The sequence below is a fragment of the Acinetobacter sp. D009 genome (assembly GCF_038562025.1).
In the GTDB taxonomy this organism is placed as follows: Bacteria; Pseudomonadota; Gammaproteobacteria; order Pseudomonadales; family Moraxellaceae; genus Acinetobacter; species Acinetobacter pittii.
Genome location: NZ_CP151886.1, coordinates 3,268,675 through 3,283,035, shown reverse-complemented (window position 1 = coordinate 3,283,035; position 14,361 = coordinate 3,268,675). Strand labels below are relative to the sequence as shown.

15 protein-coding genes are annotated in these 14,361 nt (G+C 40.3%); all 15 read left to right on the top strand.

The window, feature by feature from the left end; translation table 11 throughout:
* Nucleotides 1–3 precede the first annotated feature (3 nt).
* The 15 genes from AAC388_RS15675 to AAC388_RS15605 all read left to right on the top strand — a co-directional run bounded on the left by AAC388_RS15675 (nt 4) and on the right by AAC388_RS15605 (nt 14,351).
* Complete coding sequence (locus AAC388_RS15675) at nt 4–702, top strand: tetratricopeptide repeat protein (RefSeq protein WP_017398816.1); 699 nt, start codon at nt 4–6, stop codon at nt 700–702.
* Complete coding sequence (gene bamB, locus AAC388_RS15670; protein ID WP_101664121.1) at nt 702–1,847, top strand: outer membrane protein assembly factor BamB; 1,146 nt, start codon at nt 702–704, stop codon at nt 1,845–1,847. The genes AAC388_RS15675 and bamB overlap by 1 nt, the downstream gene beginning before the upstream one ends.
* Nucleotides 1,848–2,035: 188 nt before the next feature.
* Nucleotides 2,036–3,445 (top strand): ribosome biogenesis GTPase Der, encoded by a 1,410-nt coding sequence (gene der / locus AAC388_RS15665; protein WP_005066184.1) that lies wholly within the window; start codon nt 2,036–2,038, stop codon nt 3,443–3,445.
* Between the two features lie 196 nt (nt 3,446–3,641).
* Complete coding sequence (locus tag AAC388_RS15660) at nt 3,642–4,256, top strand: beta-ketoacyl synthase chain length factor (protein WP_150378208.1); 615 nt, start codon at nt 3,642–3,644, stop codon at nt 4,254–4,256.
* The gene (locus tag AAC388_RS15655) at nt 4,241–5,044 is read left to right on the top strand and encodes a lysophospholipid acyltransferase family protein (RefSeq protein WP_150378207.1); all 804 of its coding nucleotides are present in this window, start codon (nt 4,241–4,243) and stop codon (nt 5,042–5,044) included. The genes AAC388_RS15660 and AAC388_RS15655 overlap by 16 nt, the downstream gene beginning before the upstream one ends.
* A gap of 1 nt (nt 5,045) precedes the next feature.
* On the top strand, nt 5,046–5,306 hold the full coding sequence (locus AAC388_RS15650; protein ID WP_000067033.1) for a phosphopantetheine-binding protein: 261 nt from the start codon (nt 5,046–5,048) through the stop codon (nt 5,304–5,306).
* A gap of 5 nt (nt 5,307–5,311) precedes the next feature.
* A complete protein-coding gene (locus AAC388_RS15645; protein WP_001987856.1) occupies nt 5,312–5,566 on the top strand; it encodes an acyl carrier protein in 255 nt (84 codons plus the stop codon).
* Nucleotides 5,563–6,117, top strand: a complete 555-nt coding sequence (locus AAC388_RS15640; protein ID WP_000668778.1) for a septation protein IspZ — start codon at nt 5,563–5,565, stop codon at nt 6,115–6,117. Before AAC388_RS15645 ends, AAC388_RS15640 begins: the two co-directional genes overlap by 4 nt.
* A 9-nt stretch (nt 6,118–6,126) precedes the next feature.
* Nucleotides 6,127–7,785 (top strand): AMP-binding protein, encoded by a 1,659-nt coding sequence (locus tag AAC388_RS15635; RefSeq protein WP_342370901.1) that lies wholly within the window; start codon nt 6,127–6,129, stop codon nt 7,783–7,785.
* 2 nt (nt 7,786–7,787) lie between these two features.
* A complete protein-coding gene (locus AAC388_RS15630; protein ID WP_150378205.1) occupies nt 7,788–8,528 on the top strand; it encodes a glycosyltransferase family 2 protein in 741 nt (246 codons plus the stop codon).
* 2 nt (nt 8,529–8,530) lie between these two features.
* Nucleotides 8,531–9,457, top strand: a complete 927-nt coding sequence (locus tag AAC388_RS15625; protein ID WP_150378204.1) for an acyltransferase — start codon at nt 8,531–8,533, stop codon at nt 9,455–9,457.
* Nucleotide 9,458: 1 nt separating this feature from the next.
* The gene (locus AAC388_RS15620) at nt 9,459–10,994 is read left to right on the top strand and encodes an aromatic amino acid ammonia-lyase (RefSeq protein WP_342370900.1); all 1,536 of its coding nucleotides are present in this window, start codon (nt 9,459–9,461) and stop codon (nt 10,992–10,994) included.
* 9 nt (nt 10,995–11,003) lie between these two features.
* A complete protein-coding gene (locus tag AAC388_RS15615) occupies nt 11,004–11,432 on the top strand; it encodes an acyl-CoA thioesterase (protein WP_000542808.1) in 429 nt (142 codons plus the stop codon).
* Complete coding sequence (locus tag AAC388_RS15610; protein ID WP_322977167.1) at nt 11,432–12,061, top strand: outer membrane lipoprotein carrier protein LolA; 630 nt, start codon at nt 11,432–11,434, stop codon at nt 12,059–12,061. The genes AAC388_RS15615 and AAC388_RS15610 overlap by 1 nt, the downstream gene beginning before the upstream one ends.
* Nucleotides 12,036–14,351, top strand: a complete 2,316-nt coding sequence (locus AAC388_RS15605; RefSeq protein ID WP_322977168.1) for a hypothetical protein — start codon at nt 12,036–12,038, stop codon at nt 14,349–14,351. The genes AAC388_RS15610 and AAC388_RS15605 overlap by 26 nt, the downstream gene beginning before the upstream one ends.
* Nucleotides 14,352–14,361: the final 10 nt, after the last annotated feature.

The window sequence follows — 14,361 nt, the reverse complement described above, 5'->3', positions numbered from 1 at the left end:
CACATGAGTGTAAGTGATGAAGAACAATTCGACAGCTTAAAGTCGTTCGCCAAAAAATATGGTTCTGCCATGATTAGCGGGATTCTCATTGCATTGATTGCCTTTTTTGGGTGGGAATATTGGCAAAAAAGAAATCTTGCGAGCAGCCAGACAGAAACTGCAAAAGTACAGCAGTTAATGGATGAGGCAAATGCAAGTGCTGATAATCCTAATGCTTTAACTTCGGTCACTGCATCGGCAGATAAAATCGTAAAAGATGATATCGATTCTGTTCAGGCGATACAGACTCAGTTTGTATTAGCAAAATTAGCCTATGAAAAACAAGACTATGCTGCTGCTGAAAAAGCATTGAAGAAAGTCGAAAATTCAAAAGTAAAAGATGAAGGTTTGATTCAGGTTGTAAAATTGCGTTTAGCAGATGCACAATTGGCGCAAAACAAATATGATGAAGCACTAAAAACCTTGTCTGGTAACGTCGATCCTGCATTTAAAGCAACAGTAGAAGAGTTACGTGGTGATATCTTTGTTGCCAAGAAAGATATTGATTCTGCTAAAAAAGCGTATCAGGCAGCATGGGATTCGTTACTGGAACGTAAACAAGAACGACAAATTTTACAAATTAAACTCGAAAGTGTTGGCGTTTTAGTTGAAGATCCACAGATTGAGCGCCCAATTTTGGAAACACAGGTGGAAGAGTCTTAATGAATCAGAAATTCAAACTGCCTTTGGCAATTGCAATCGCATCAGCTGTACTGGTGGGATGTTCTAGCAACAAAGTAAAAGAAGCAAAACCAAATCCACTACCGAAATTGACTGAGTCGAAAAAGACTCTAGTACCCGTGTTTTCGCGCAGTGTTTCTTCTACTGATAAGGCAGATCCGTTACGTTTGCAGCTTGATGCAAGTGAGGGCGTGGTCTTTACACTTGATCCAAAAGGTGAAGTCGCTGCATATCGTGGCAAGCAACGTCTTTGGGAGAAAAAAGTCAGCAAATTAGGCTTGAGCTCTGGTGTTGAAGCTGCTGAAGGAATTGTCGTTGTTGGTAACAGTAAAGGTCAACTTTTTGCTTTAGATCAGGCAACAGGTGAACAAAAGTGGACTGCGCAGTTATCTGGTGCACTATTAAGTCCTTCTTTAGTTCAGTCTGGACGCGTTATTACTATTGCTAATGATGGTACTGTATTTGCGCATGATGCTGCTTCAGGCCAGCAAGTTTGGGCTTATAAATTACCAAATGTCCAATTTAGTTTACGTGGTCAAGCATCACCAGTGAGTCTTGACCCACGTACCGTATTAATCGCATCTGCGAATGCGTATGTTTATGCAATTGATACGATTAGTGGTATTCCACGTTTCCAACGCCGTGTTGCAGTAAGTGAAGGTCGTTCTGATATTCAACGTTTGATTGATATCGATGGTGATCCTACTGTTGCTGGACAGTTTATGGTAACTACAAGTTTCCAAGGGCAAGTGACTGTAACTGATCTAGCTTCGCAACGTGTAGTTTGGAGTGAAGACTCAAGCAGCACGAAGCGTCCAGAAGTTTATGACAATAAAGTATTTGTTTCATCAACTGATGGTAAGTTAACTGCTTATGATTTAACGACAGGCGAACAAGTTTGGCAAAATGATAGTTTATTAAACCGTCATTTAAGTAATCCTGTTGTGTTGGGATCGGACCTTATTGTTGGTGATTTAGATGGCGTATTACATCTTGTTGATCCTGCAACAGGTAAGTTGATTGGTCGTTCAAAAACAAGTGGTGAGGTCAATACATTACGTGTTATTGAGAACCAACTTTTCGTTTCGACCAGAAAAGGCGATTTAAGTATTTGGCAGAATCGTTAATTTCGTTTGCTTGTGCTAAAATAGCCGCTTAACAAATTACGCTGTTAAAAAATATCGGGGTGTTTGAATTAAATCAGTTCAAAGCCCCGTCTTTTATTATGGTCATATCTGACCTTAAAATATATCTCCTGTATTGTTTCTAATGCTCATGCCATGAGATATGGCTGGTCTTGAATTAAGGTTATTGTATGAAACCCGTTATTGCGCTCATTGGTCGTCCGAATGTCGGAAAATCAACGTTATTTAACCAGATTACCAAGAGTCGTGATGCACTTGTAGCCGACTTCGCGGGTCTGACTCGTGACCGTAAATATGGTGATGCGACTTATCAAAATAAGTCTTTCATTGTTGTTGATACTGGCGGTATCGGTGAGAGTGAAGGCGGTATCGATAACTACATGGCCGAGCAGTCAAAAACAGCGATCAACGAAGCAGATATTATTATTTTCGTGGTTGACGCTCGTGCGGGATTGTTAGCTTCTGATGAGCAAATTGCTCGTGAACTACGTACTTTAGGCAAGAAAATTTATCTTGTTGCGAACAAGGTAGATGGTGTTCATGCTGAAGCAGCTTTGGTTGAGTTCTATAAACTTGGTATGGGTGAACCATTACAAGTTGCCGCTAGCCATGGTCGTGGCGTACAGCAAATGCTGGAAGATGTACTTGCAGAAGTTCCAGAAGATGAAAATCCTGAAGAACATGACAAAGATACTGGCTTACGTTTAGCAATTATTGGTCGTCCTAACGTTGGTAAGTCAACACTGGTAAACCGTTTGCTGGGTGAAGACCGTGTGGTGGCATTTGACCAACCAGGTACAACTCGTGACTCTATTTACATTCCTTTTGAGCGAGAAGGCCGTAAATACACCTTAATTGATACAGCAGGTGTGCGTCGTAAAGGTAAAGTTGATGAAATGATTGAGAAGTTCTCAATTGTTAAAACTTTGCAAGCAATGAAAGATGCACATGTTGTAGTGGTTGTAGTCGATGCGCGTGAAGGTATTGTTGAGCAAGACTTGCATTTAATTGGCTATGCGCTTGAAGCTGGTCGTGCCATGGTTATTGCTATCAACAAATGGGATAACATGTCTGAATATGACCGCAAGCAATGTAAGCTTGATGTTGAACGTCGTTTTGACTTTATTCCATGGGCAAAAATCCATTTAATTTCTGCTTTACATGGAACTGGGGTAGGTGATTTATATCCTTCTATCCACCGTGCTTATGAGTCTGCGAACTTAAAAGTATCACCAGCTAAATTGACTCAAATTTTGAGTGATGCGACAGAAGCTCATCAGCCACCAATGATTAGCGGTCGTCGTATTAAAATGCGTTATGCACATATGGGTGGTCAGAATCCACCGACTATTGTGATTCATGGTAATAAGGTTGATAAGACACCTGCCGATTATCGCCGTTATTTAGAAAACGTGTTCCGTAAAGTGTATAAACTCGAAGGTACACCAGTTCGTATTGACTTTAAAACTTCTGAAAACCCGTTTGAAGGTCGTAAGAGTCAGGTTGATGAACGTACTGCTGCACGTCGCCGTCGTTATATTCAGAAATTTAAGAAAGCAGAGAAAAAATTTAACCGTTAAGTTTTTTACTGTTCAAAAACCCAAAGTTTTCTTTGGGTTTTTTTTGCAAATAAATGAACTACTCCGAAGAGTTATGAAAAAGTGTGAGTGATAAACGTAATTTTTTGTAAATTTTATAACGAATGCTATAATCAGCATCTTTATAAAATAATTTATATTTCGACAGAATAACGCGGCTTAGGGTTCATTTTTTAGCATGGTAACATTACATCTTGCTCAGCTTATATTTACACATGCTCAGCCTTCCTATGCGGCTCTCGACTGCATCCCAGCTATGCAGCGTAGACGTTTATCACCATTGGCTAAACTTGCTTTAAATAGTGCGATCGGTGCATTAGAAAGTAATAAGGCTGATTATATTGTTTGGGTATCAAAATATGGTGATGAGGCAAAAACGTTAAATATCTTGCAAGACGTTTTAAATGATCAAACTCCATCGCCAACACAATTTTCAACATCTGTTCATAATGCAATTTCTGGTCTCTACTCGATTTTATGTCAGGATGATACTCCCTCTACCAGCTTAAGCTGTTCATGGACTGAAGGTTTGATTGAGGCTTATGCACTTTTAAAGTCAATGCCTGAGATTAAGCGGGTCTTAGTCGTCGTTTATGATGAGCCATTACCTAATATTTATGCTGAGGCAATCAATTTTCCTGCCTATGCTATGGCTGCTGTCGTTACTCTAGAGCAACCTAATTTACAAATTACTGCGTGGACGCATACAGATGAAGCAGATGCTCCTGCTTTTGCTCATTTTTGGCAGGATGCTGACCAGTTAACATCTGCATTTGGGTGGAACAAATGCTAAATCTTAAAAATCTCAAGCAAAAAAGTAATTATTGCTGGCGTGTAGCTGCCACTGGCTTTAGTTTTGCCAGTTTTGGGGTGGGTGGTATGGCAATCGCCTCAGTGATTGCACCCGTACTCAATGCAACCACTTTTGATCCGCAAAAGCGGCAGCAACGTGCGCAAAATGTGATTAAACATAGTTTTAAAGGCTTTACCGACATGATGGTCAAACTCGGCATCATGACTTATTCGGTAGAGGGGCTGGAAAAACTACAAAATAGTCGCCAAGAGCTGGTAATTGCCAATCATCCGACTTTGATTGATGTTGTTGTACTAATTGGTATGATGCAGCAGGCTAATTGTGTCGTGAAGCAGTCTCTTTGGTCGAACCCATTTACCAAAGGACCCGTACAAAGCGCAGGCTATATTTTAAATGCAGGTTCTCAGCAGTTTGTTGAAGACTGTGTAAAGCGTCTAAAAGAAAATAATGCGGCTTCTCTTTTAATTTTTCCGGAAGGAACGCGCACTGAAAAAGGGATGACCCTAAACGAGTTTCAGCGAGGCGCAGCCAATATTGCCATTCGTGCAAATGTACCAATTCGCCCAGTAATTATTACTTGTACACCATCAACTTTAACCAAGAATGAAAAATGGTACCACGTACCATCTCAACCATTTCATATCGAGGTCAAGGTATTAGATGCTGTGCAAGTATCAGATCTGTTAGATGATTTAACAGTAGGACCTAAACAAGTTCGTCAGTTAAGTCGTAGTTTTTATAAAATTTTTGATGAAGAGTTATCTTGAAATGAGCAATCTTGCTGATGAACTAAAGCAAATGATTATTGATGTTCTAGCACTAGAAGATATTACTATTGCCGATATTGATACAGAAGCTCCATTATTTGGAGAAGGTTTAGGATTAGACTCGATTGATGCACTTGAGTTGGGACTGGCTTTGAAAAAGCGTTACAACATTCATTTAAATGCAGAATCGGATGAAACTAAACAGCATTTTAAGTCAATTCAGAGCTTGGTTGCTTTAGTTGAAGCACAACAGAAGTCATAAGGAGCGTGATGATGTTATCTCAAGAGCAAGTATTAACTAAACTCCGCGAATGGATGGAAGATTTGTTTGAAATTGAACCAGAGACTGTTCAACTCGATTCGAACCTTTATTCAGACCTTGATGTAGACAGTATTGATGCGGTTGATTTAGTTGTAAAAATTAAAGAGTTAACAGGTAAGCAAGTAAAACCTGAAGACTTTAAAAATGTGAGAACCGTACTTGATGTGGTGACGGTTATTCAGAACATGACTGCTGAATGAAGTTTATTCTTAAAGGGATAATGACGGCACTTTTTGTGCTGTATCCCTTTATTGTGGGCTGGAGTTTGACTCACGGCCAATTTGTCTGGGTGAGTGCTTTACTCATCGGGTTAGGTGTGATCAGACTTTTTAGCAAAGGCAACTCGTTATTATGGCCATTAACGGGTTTTGCCATCGTTTGCGGTAGCCTGAGTTTATTGTCACATGACCATGCTTGGCTAAAGCTATATCCAGTGGGTATGAGTTTAGGTGCATTAATTATTTTTGCGCTGACGCTCATTAAGCCGCCGTCTATGATTGAGCGCTTTGCCCGACTCGTTGAACCTGATTTACCTGCTTCTGGCGTACAGTGGACCAGACAGGTCACCAAAGTTTGGTGTGTTTTCTTTTTTTGTAATGCATTGATTGCTTTAAGCACTGTGCTTTTTACCTCAACTCAGGTTTGGGTCATTTATAATGGCTTTATTTCTTATGTGCTGATGGGCATTTTGTTCCTTGGTGAATTTATTTTACGTAAGCGACATCAGCGTTTACATTCTTCAAATCATTAATTAAAAACTATGTATTGCCACTTTCAGAAATTCATCGATTCAGCTCAGCCACTTTGTATAGACGGTACTCTAAACTCGACCAGTTTTAATCAATTTTGGCAAGATGTGGCATTACAAGCTGCTGCAATTGCTCAAATAGAAAATCTAACTTGGGCTTTATGGGAAGCAGATAGTTATGAATTTCTGGTTTTATTCTTTGCTGCCTTGTTAGCGAAAAAGCAAATACTTTTGCCACCCAGTCGAGTGCGTGAATTAGAACAGGATTTTGCCGCACAACAGATTTATTTTTTAAAGCGTCAAGAAATTGGAGAAGTTGTACCTTTATCTTTAACCTTAGATGATACTTTTTTAGAGCAGGCTCAACTCTATTTTTATACTTCGGGTTCAACTGGGGAACCTAAAAAAATTCCAAGAACACTGAGACAATTACTCAACGAAGTCCAGGGATTAAGTCAGAGTTTTAGCTTTGATGAACATGCAAATGCGATTGCAACAGTTAGTCATCAACATATTTATGGATTACTGTTTAAATTATTACTACCACTTGCTACAGGTCGAAGTTTTTATAATCCTCAAATGGCATTCCCTGAAGATGTGGTACAAGCCCAAAAACAATTAGAAACAATAGGGTTAAGCAATTATTTGATCTCAAGTCCTGCTTTATTAAAACGTTGGACAACCGATGTTGTTTTACAACACTGCCAGATGGTGTTTAGTTCCGGGGGCAAACTAGAAAGTGGTGTTCGCCCTTTACTAAATCGTCCGATTATTGAAGTTTTGGGAAGTTCGGAAACTGGTGGTATTGCCCATCGTGCTAAAGATGAAGATGCTTGGACTGCATTTAGTAATGTGGCTATTCGTATTGAAGATCAACAGCTTATGGTCAAGAGTAATCATGCCTATGAGAATGACTGGATTACCACAGGTGACGGTGCGGCATGGACAGATGCCACATGTCAGACCTTTAAGCTGATGGGGCGTACAGATCGAATTGTAAAACTTGAAGAAAAGCGTTTAAGTCTAGATGCGATCGAGCAAAGCATTCAAGCTTTAGATGTCGTAAAGCAATGCCATGTATTGGTATTTGAACATGAGCAACGCCAAATGTTGGGTTGTATTGTTGTTCTAACAGAACAAGCTCATGAACAATTACAGCAACAGGGTAAATCAGCTTTTGTTAACCATTTAAAACAACAGTTGAAAGACGGCTTGGAAACGATCGCGATTCCTCGTCAATGGCGTTTCCTTAGCCAGTTACCACAAAATACTCAGTCCAAACTCAATAAAAATTATTTGAAAACTCTATTTAAGTCTATGTTACAACCCGTAGTGCTGTCACAGTCTCAAAATTCAGATGACTACATTTGGGAGTTGGAATTTTCACCCGAGTTAGCTTGTTTTAAAGGGCATTTCCCAACACAACCGATTTATCCTGGGGTTGGGCAAATAGGCTTTTTACAACAATTTGCTAAATCAATTTGGTCTGATTTGAGCTGGTGTCAGGGATATGAGCAGTTAAAATTCCAAAACCTGATTCGCCCTTATGCTGTAGTACAACTCAAGTTTTCTCGAAAAGAGCATAAAGTGAATTTTGAACTACGTGATTCAGAACAAATTCTGGCTTCAGGGCGATTATTATTTGCTTTGCAAACGGAAGTAGAGGGTTAAAAATGCAGACCAATTACGGCTTTGTTGTTCCGGTTTATAACCATCCACATTATTTAGCAGATTTAATTTCTTATCTGAACAGTTTTGATCTACCGATTGTTCTGGTCAATGATGGCAGTGATGCTTCATGTAGCGAAATTTTAAAAGCGTTGGCAGAGCAATATTCCCAAATTCATCTTATTGAGCATGAGGTGAATAAGGGTAAGGGACAAGCTGTAATGACTGGTTTACGTGCAGCCTATGAGCTTGGTTTAAGCCATGTATTACAACTCGATTCGGATGGTCAACACTGTTGGGATGACATTCCAAAATTTATTGAGCAGTCTCACCAGCATCCCGATGCAATGGTGATTGGTCAGCCATACTTTGATGCCTCTATTCCTAAAAAGCGCTTATATGGCCGTTACATTACTCATTTTTGGGTGTGGTTAAATAGTTTATCTTTTGAAATTAAAGATAGCATGTGTGGGTTTCGCGTATATCCGCTCGAGAGCACAATCAAGGTATTGAATAGTGCTAAATTTCAGCCACGTATGGGCTTTGATAGTGAAATTTTAGTACGTTTAAAATGGGAAAATACCCCTTTTATTAATGTACCAACGCCTGTGGTTTATCCAGAGCAGGGTATTTCTCATTTTCATGCTTGGCGAGATAACTTAGGGTTAAGTAAAGCGCATGCAACTTTGTTTATGGGCATGCTGATTCGCTTACCGAAGCTATTAAAACAAAAGCTGCAAGGTTAATTATGACAGATTCAGCTTCACCAAAATGGAACGATATTAAAGAGCGAGGCGGTATGTTGCCCCTTATGCTGATGTTGTGGTTTTACCGTTTTGGTGGACGTTGGTTATGCAAGTTTGTGATGTACTTCGTCATCATGTGGTACTGGTTATTTGCTGCCGCAGCAAGACAGGCCTCCTTACTTTATTTACAAAAACTGCATCATTTTGCTGGATCACAATCTCCCTTTAGCCACCAACCAAATTGGACAAATAGCTATGCGCATTTCATGCAATTTGGTGAATGTATTTTAGATAAGATTGAGGGCTGGCTAGGTAATATTCCCGAGCAGGAACTGCAAGTTTTTGGACATGAAAACTTCTCTCAGCATTATCAAAAAGGTGCTCTGATTATTGTCTCTCACTTTGGCAATATTGAATTACTTCGAGCCATTAAGTCAGAGCATCCGCAGAAAATTAATGTGTTGGTTTACCAAAAGCACGCGACAAAATTTAATGAGTTTTTGAAAAAGATAAATGATAAGGCTGATGTGTGTCTTTTATCAGTTGATGAGCTGGGCATTGAAACTGCCATGCTATTGCAAGACAAGATGCAACAAGGTGAATGGGTCATTGTGGCGGCAGATCGAGTTCCTGTGCAGTCAGATCGTGTACAGCATGTTGATTTTTTAGGAGAGTCAGCAGCTTTCCCGCAGGGTGCATGGATTTTAGCAAATTTACTCAAAGTGCCTGTTATTGCGGTGTTTTGCTATCGGGTGCAGCAGCAGTTTCAAGTGCATATTCATTCAATTGCCGAGCAGATAAATTTACCTCGCGCTAACCGTATTGAAAGTATGCAAACTATCACTAAAACATACGTTGCCGTCCTAGAACAGCATTGTCTGCGTACCCCTTATCAATGGTTTAATTTTTATAATTTTTGGACGAAATAACATGCGTGTGTTAACCGTAGGTGAACAGCCACTGAGTATTGAAGATGTCGTTTCTGTAGCAAGAAGCGAATGTCAGGTTGCTTTACCTGAAACGTCTGAGTGGCGTGAACTGATTCAGAAAGGCGCTGATTTTCTAGATCAACTCCTTGAAGAAGAAGGGGTGATCTACGGTGTCACTACTGGTTATGGTGACTCATGTTTAGTTGAAGTGCCATTACATCAGGTCAATGAACTACCGCTGCATCTTTCACGTTTTCATGGTTGTGGTTTAGGTGAAAATTTAGATGTCATCACTGCACGTGCAGTGGTGGTGTCGCGTTTATGTTCGTTAGCTCGCGGTTATTCGGGTGTATCAATAGCACTACTTGAGCGCTTGGTATGGTTGCTGAACGAAAATGTAATTCCAGTCATTCCCTCTGAAGGCTCAGTCGGGGCAAGCGGGGATTTAACGCCTTTGTCTTACATTGCGGGAACTTTAGTCGGTGAGCGTGATGTGTATGTTGATGGGAATATTGTTCCAGTTGCTCAGGTGTATGCTGAAAAAGGCTTGCAGCCTTTAACGCTCAGACCAAAAGAAGGTTTGGCGCTCATGAACGGCACAGCAGTGATGACAGCAATTGCTTGTCTAAACTATAAAAAAGCAGAGCAAATTGCACTTGCTAGTACTTTAATTACTGCTCTAAATGTTTTGGCCTTGGAAGGTAATCCTAGTCATTTTGATGAAGTACTGTTTGCACAGAAACCTCATCCAGGACAGCAACAGATTGCCAAGCAATTACGTGACTGGCTGAATAGTGAAGTACAAACAGCACATCAAAGTCCACGCTTGCAAGACCGTTATTCGTTGCGCTGTGCACCACACATTATTGGTGTGTTTGAAGACTCAAAAGTATGGTTACGTCAGTTTATTGAAAATGAACTGAACTCAAGTAATGACAATCCATTGATTGATCCTGTAGGGATGCGTGTATTGCATGGCGGTCATTTTTACGGTGGACATATTGCACAGGCAATGGATAGCTTAAAAATTATGATTGCCAATATTGCTGATTTGATGGACAGACAAATTGCACAGTTGGTTGACCACAAAATGAATCATGGTTTACCACGTAATTTAACGGGTGCGACAGCTAAACGTTTACCACTGAATCATGGTTTTAAAGCGGTACAAATTGGGGTGTCGGCGTGGACGGCTGAAGCCTTGAAAAATACTTTGGCAGCTTCAATTTTTTCACGTTCAACCGAATGTCATAACCAAGACAAAGTCAGTATGGGAACCATTGCTGCGCGTGATGCGAGCCGAGTAATTACCTTAACACAGCAAGTCATTGCAGCTCTTTGCTGTGCGAGTGTGCAGGCGATTCATCTGAAAGGTTTAACTACACAGTTAAGTCCAACATTGCAGGCATTTATGCAATGGACCTTACAAAGCTTTGCATTTGTCGAAGAAGACCGACCATTACAAACCGAATTACAACAGATTGTTGATCGTTTAGACCAACTTGAATTGTTTAATCAACCAGAATTTATGGGATAAGGTGAGCCAATGCATGCAGATGTAATCATTGAAATTCCATTTCATGATGTCGATACCATGAATGTGGTTTGGCATGGACACTATTTAAAATATTTTGAGATTGCGCGCTGCAAATTGCTCGATCAATTTCATTACAACTATATGCAGATGAAAGAATCAGGCTATGCATGGCCTGTGATTGAAAGCCATGTTCGCTATGCATACGGTATTGAGTTTGAACAAAAGATTCGGGTTCGAGCCATTTTAAAGGAATGGGAAAACCGTTTGAAAATCGATTATTTGATTTTTGATGCTGAGTCTGGGAAACGTTTAACTAAAGGTTATACCACACAGGTGGCGGTGAATATTGAAGCTCGTGAAATGTGTTTTCAATCGCCACAGGTTTTGTTTGATCGCTTGAATGCATGGTCTGAGTTTCAACCGAAGAGGAATGCGTGATGTCTGAATTCATCAAAACTTTAGGTTTAGGTGCTGCTGTTTGGATGAGCAGTTTAAGTGCGGTCTATGCAGCGCCAACACAGATCACTCAAATTTTTCAGCAATTGTCACAATCTCCTACGGTTCGTGCTGATTTCGAACAGCAAAAAAAATTGCCATCGTTGAATAAAACTTTTGTATCGAACGGCTCTTTGTTGTTCTCAAAATCTTATGGTGTAGCGTGGCAAATCAAACGACCTGTGCAAGCAGATTTGATCGTTACCCCAACCAAATTGGTACAGAAAACTCAGCGTACATTTAGCCAAATACAAGTTGATCAATCGCCATATAGTTCGGTCGCAACTTTATTCTTACAGCTCATGTCTGGTAATGAACAGGCTTTGGCAAAGAATTTTAATGTGGTAAGTGCGAATTATAGTCCAGCGGGTTGGAGTATGAGCTTAACTCCGAAAAGTAGCTTGTTTAAAAAGTTATTTGTGCGTGTTGATGCTCAAGGTCAACAGTACGTTAACCAAATCGTGATTACCGAGAAAGCGAATAATTTAACGACCATTCGCTTTAGTCACCAGACTTCTCAACCGACGACTCTAACGGCTGCTGAGCATGCGCTTTTCCAACTGGCAAAATAAGTTTACCGCGCTTTGGTTAATTGCTCTGCTACTGATCGCGGTGGGGCTTGGCATGACGTGGCTGAATAAAGATATTCATATTCAGACCAATATTTTTGCGTTATTGCCTAAAGTTCAGCAAGACCTAGAACTTGCACGTACTCAGCAGTACATGAATGAGCAACTCAACAATAAAGTATTTGTAGTGGTAGATGCCAAAGATGAAGCTGCGATACAACAAGCGACTCATTTCTTAACAGCGCAAGCCAAGCAAAGTTCGCTATGGCAACCACTCAAACCACAGCTTGATTTTGATCATTTTGCAAAACAGTTGTATCAACATCGAGCAGGTTTGTTGAGTGCTCAAGATCAAGCCTTATTGCAAAAAAAGGATTATGCTGCGCTGACTGAACAAAGTCTGATGCAGATGATGAGTCCAGGTATGCCTGTCACGGCTGAGTCACTTAAGCGAGACCCGTTACTGTTGTTCCCTCGTTATGCTATGCAGTTGGCAACCCCGTCGCAACAAGATATTGAAATGGAGCAGGGTTTTGCCACGATTCATCAAGAGCAAGGTATCTCTCGGCTTTTCGTATTACAGTTGACGCAAAGTCCATACAATATTGATTATCAAGAACAGACCTCTACTTGGATTGAGCAAACTAAGCAAAAGTTAGCGGCAATGGGATTAAAATCTCATTGGACTGGAACTATTTTGTTTTCAAATTTTGGAACGCAATCGGCTAAACAGGAAATCTCAACCATTGGTGTTGGCTCGACACTGGGCTTAATTTTTCTGGTTTGGTTCGGCTTTCGCTCACTGCGACCTTTGGCGACCGAGTTTATTGCCGTTTCGACTGGAAGCTTTGTGGCATTTGCCGTGACCCACTGGATGTTTGGTGAAATTCACTTGATGACATTAGTGTTTGGTGCGAGTCTGATTGGTGTCTGTGTTGATTTTTCATTTTATTTTATGGCGATGCAATCGCAGCACAGAAAGCTTGGCGGTTTTCAAATTTTAAAACCGCTATTACCAAGTTTGTTTATGGGTTTAATGACCACATTAGTTGCATACATATTTTTGAGTTTTACCCCATTTCCAGGATTTAAGCAGATTGCGGTCTTTTCAATTGTAGGATTAACTGCGGCGTGGATCAGTAGTGTACTGCTATTACCAAGATTACCTGCACTCAATGCTCAGCCAGCAATAAAAGCTTTATCGTGGATTGGGCAAGCACGCTTATGGTTTCAACAGCGTGCCAAAGTTCGTTATGGCTTGATTGCAGTCATTTTAGCAGTAGGTACAGTGAGTCTTTTCTATCTTAAAAGTAATGATGATATTCGTAACTTACAAGGTATGGACGCGAGGTTAAAGCAGCAAGACCAAGTGGTTCGTGAGCAATTTGGCCAGCAGCAAAGTAGTGATTATTTTGTGGTGCGTGCAGCATCTGCAAATGAAATGCAGCAACAAGAGCAGCAACTGATTGGACATTTGCAACAGTTACAGTCACAAGGGAAAATCAGTGCATTTCAAGCTTTAGGACAATGGATTCCACCATTAGCAGAGCAGCAAAGTAATCTACAATTATTAAGAAATATTCCAAAAGCGAGTTTGCAGCAATATGCACAAAGTATGGGCCTAAATGTCACTGATGTTTTACAGTGGCAACAGCAACTAGCGGCACAACCGTTATTAGATTTTTCAGTATTTAAAGATCACCCTTTAGCTTTTTTACAACCTCAAGCCAATGAGCGATTAGTGATGGTGACAGGGGTGAAACAACCTGACGCGTTAAAGCAACTACAGAATGATCACATACATTTTCAGCAACCGATTACTGCAATGTCGCAAATGTTTGCTGAACATCGGGTGCAGGCTCAACATCTTCTGACTTATGCCTTAATTGGTCTGGCAGTTGGTTTGGCGGTTATTTATGGATTAAGTTCGATTGTACCTTTGGTCTTGCCAGTCAGCTTGGCATTATTGAGCACTTTTGCTGTTCAGGCATGGTTAGGTGTCGAGATTAACCTGTTTAGTATTATGGCAACTTTTCTGATTATTGGGATTGGCGTCGACTATGCAATTTTCTACCGACATGGACATGATCACCCTCAAGTAGTTGGAATGGCATTATTTTTATGTATGATGTCGACCTTACTCGGCTTTGGATTACTTTCATTTAGCCATACTTACGCAATTCATTGTTTTGGTTTAACGGTTTTATTCGGGGTTATTTTCTCGTTTATCTATGCGACTTTATTAACCCCTGCAGATGAAAAACATATCGTGAATTTACAAGACCATTCATAATTTGAATAAA

Coding starts and splice junctions, on each gene's coding strand:
- AAC388_RS15675 (WP_017398816.1), top strand. CDS start 4: ATGAGTGTAAGTGATGAAGAACAATTCGACAGCTTAAAGTCGTTCGCC.
- bamB (WP_101664121.1), top strand. CDS start 702: ATGAATCAGAAATTCAAACTGCCTTTGGCAATTGCAATCGCATCAGCT.
- der (WP_005066184.1), top strand. CDS start 2,036: ATGAAACCCGTTATTGCGCTCATTGGTCGTCCGAATGTCGGAAAATCA.
- AAC388_RS15660 (WP_150378208.1), top strand. CDS start 3,642: ATGGTAACATTACATCTTGCTCAGCTTATATTTACACATGCTCAGCCT.
- AAC388_RS15650 (WP_000067033.1), top strand. CDS start 5,046: ATGAGCAATCTTGCTGATGAACTAAAGCAAATGATTATTGATGTTCTA.
- AAC388_RS15640 (WP_000668778.1), top strand. CDS start 5,563: ATGAAGTTTATTCTTAAAGGGATAATGACGGCACTTTTTGTGCTGTAT.
- AAC388_RS15635 (WP_342370901.1), top strand. CDS start 6,127: ATGTATTGCCACTTTCAGAAATTCATCGATTCAGCTCAGCCACTTTGT.
- AAC388_RS15630 (WP_150378205.1), top strand. CDS start 7,788: ATGCAGACCAATTACGGCTTTGTTGTTCCGGTTTATAACCATCCACAT.
- AAC388_RS15625 (WP_150378204.1), top strand. CDS start 8,531: ATGACAGATTCAGCTTCACCAAAATGGAACGATATTAAAGAGCGAGGC.
- AAC388_RS15620 (WP_342370900.1), top strand. CDS start 9,459: ATGCGTGTGTTAACCGTAGGTGAACAGCCACTGAGTATTGAAGATGTC.
- AAC388_RS15615 (WP_000542808.1), top strand. CDS start 11,004: ATGCATGCAGATGTAATCATTGAAATTCCATTTCATGATGTCGATACC.
- AAC388_RS15610 (WP_322977167.1), top strand. CDS start 11,432: ATGTCTGAATTCATCAAAACTTTAGGTTTAGGTGCTGCTGTTTGGATG.
- AAC388_RS15605 (WP_322977168.1), top strand. CDS start 12,036: ATGCGCTTTTCCAACTGGCAAAATAAGTTTACCGCGCTTTGGTTAATT.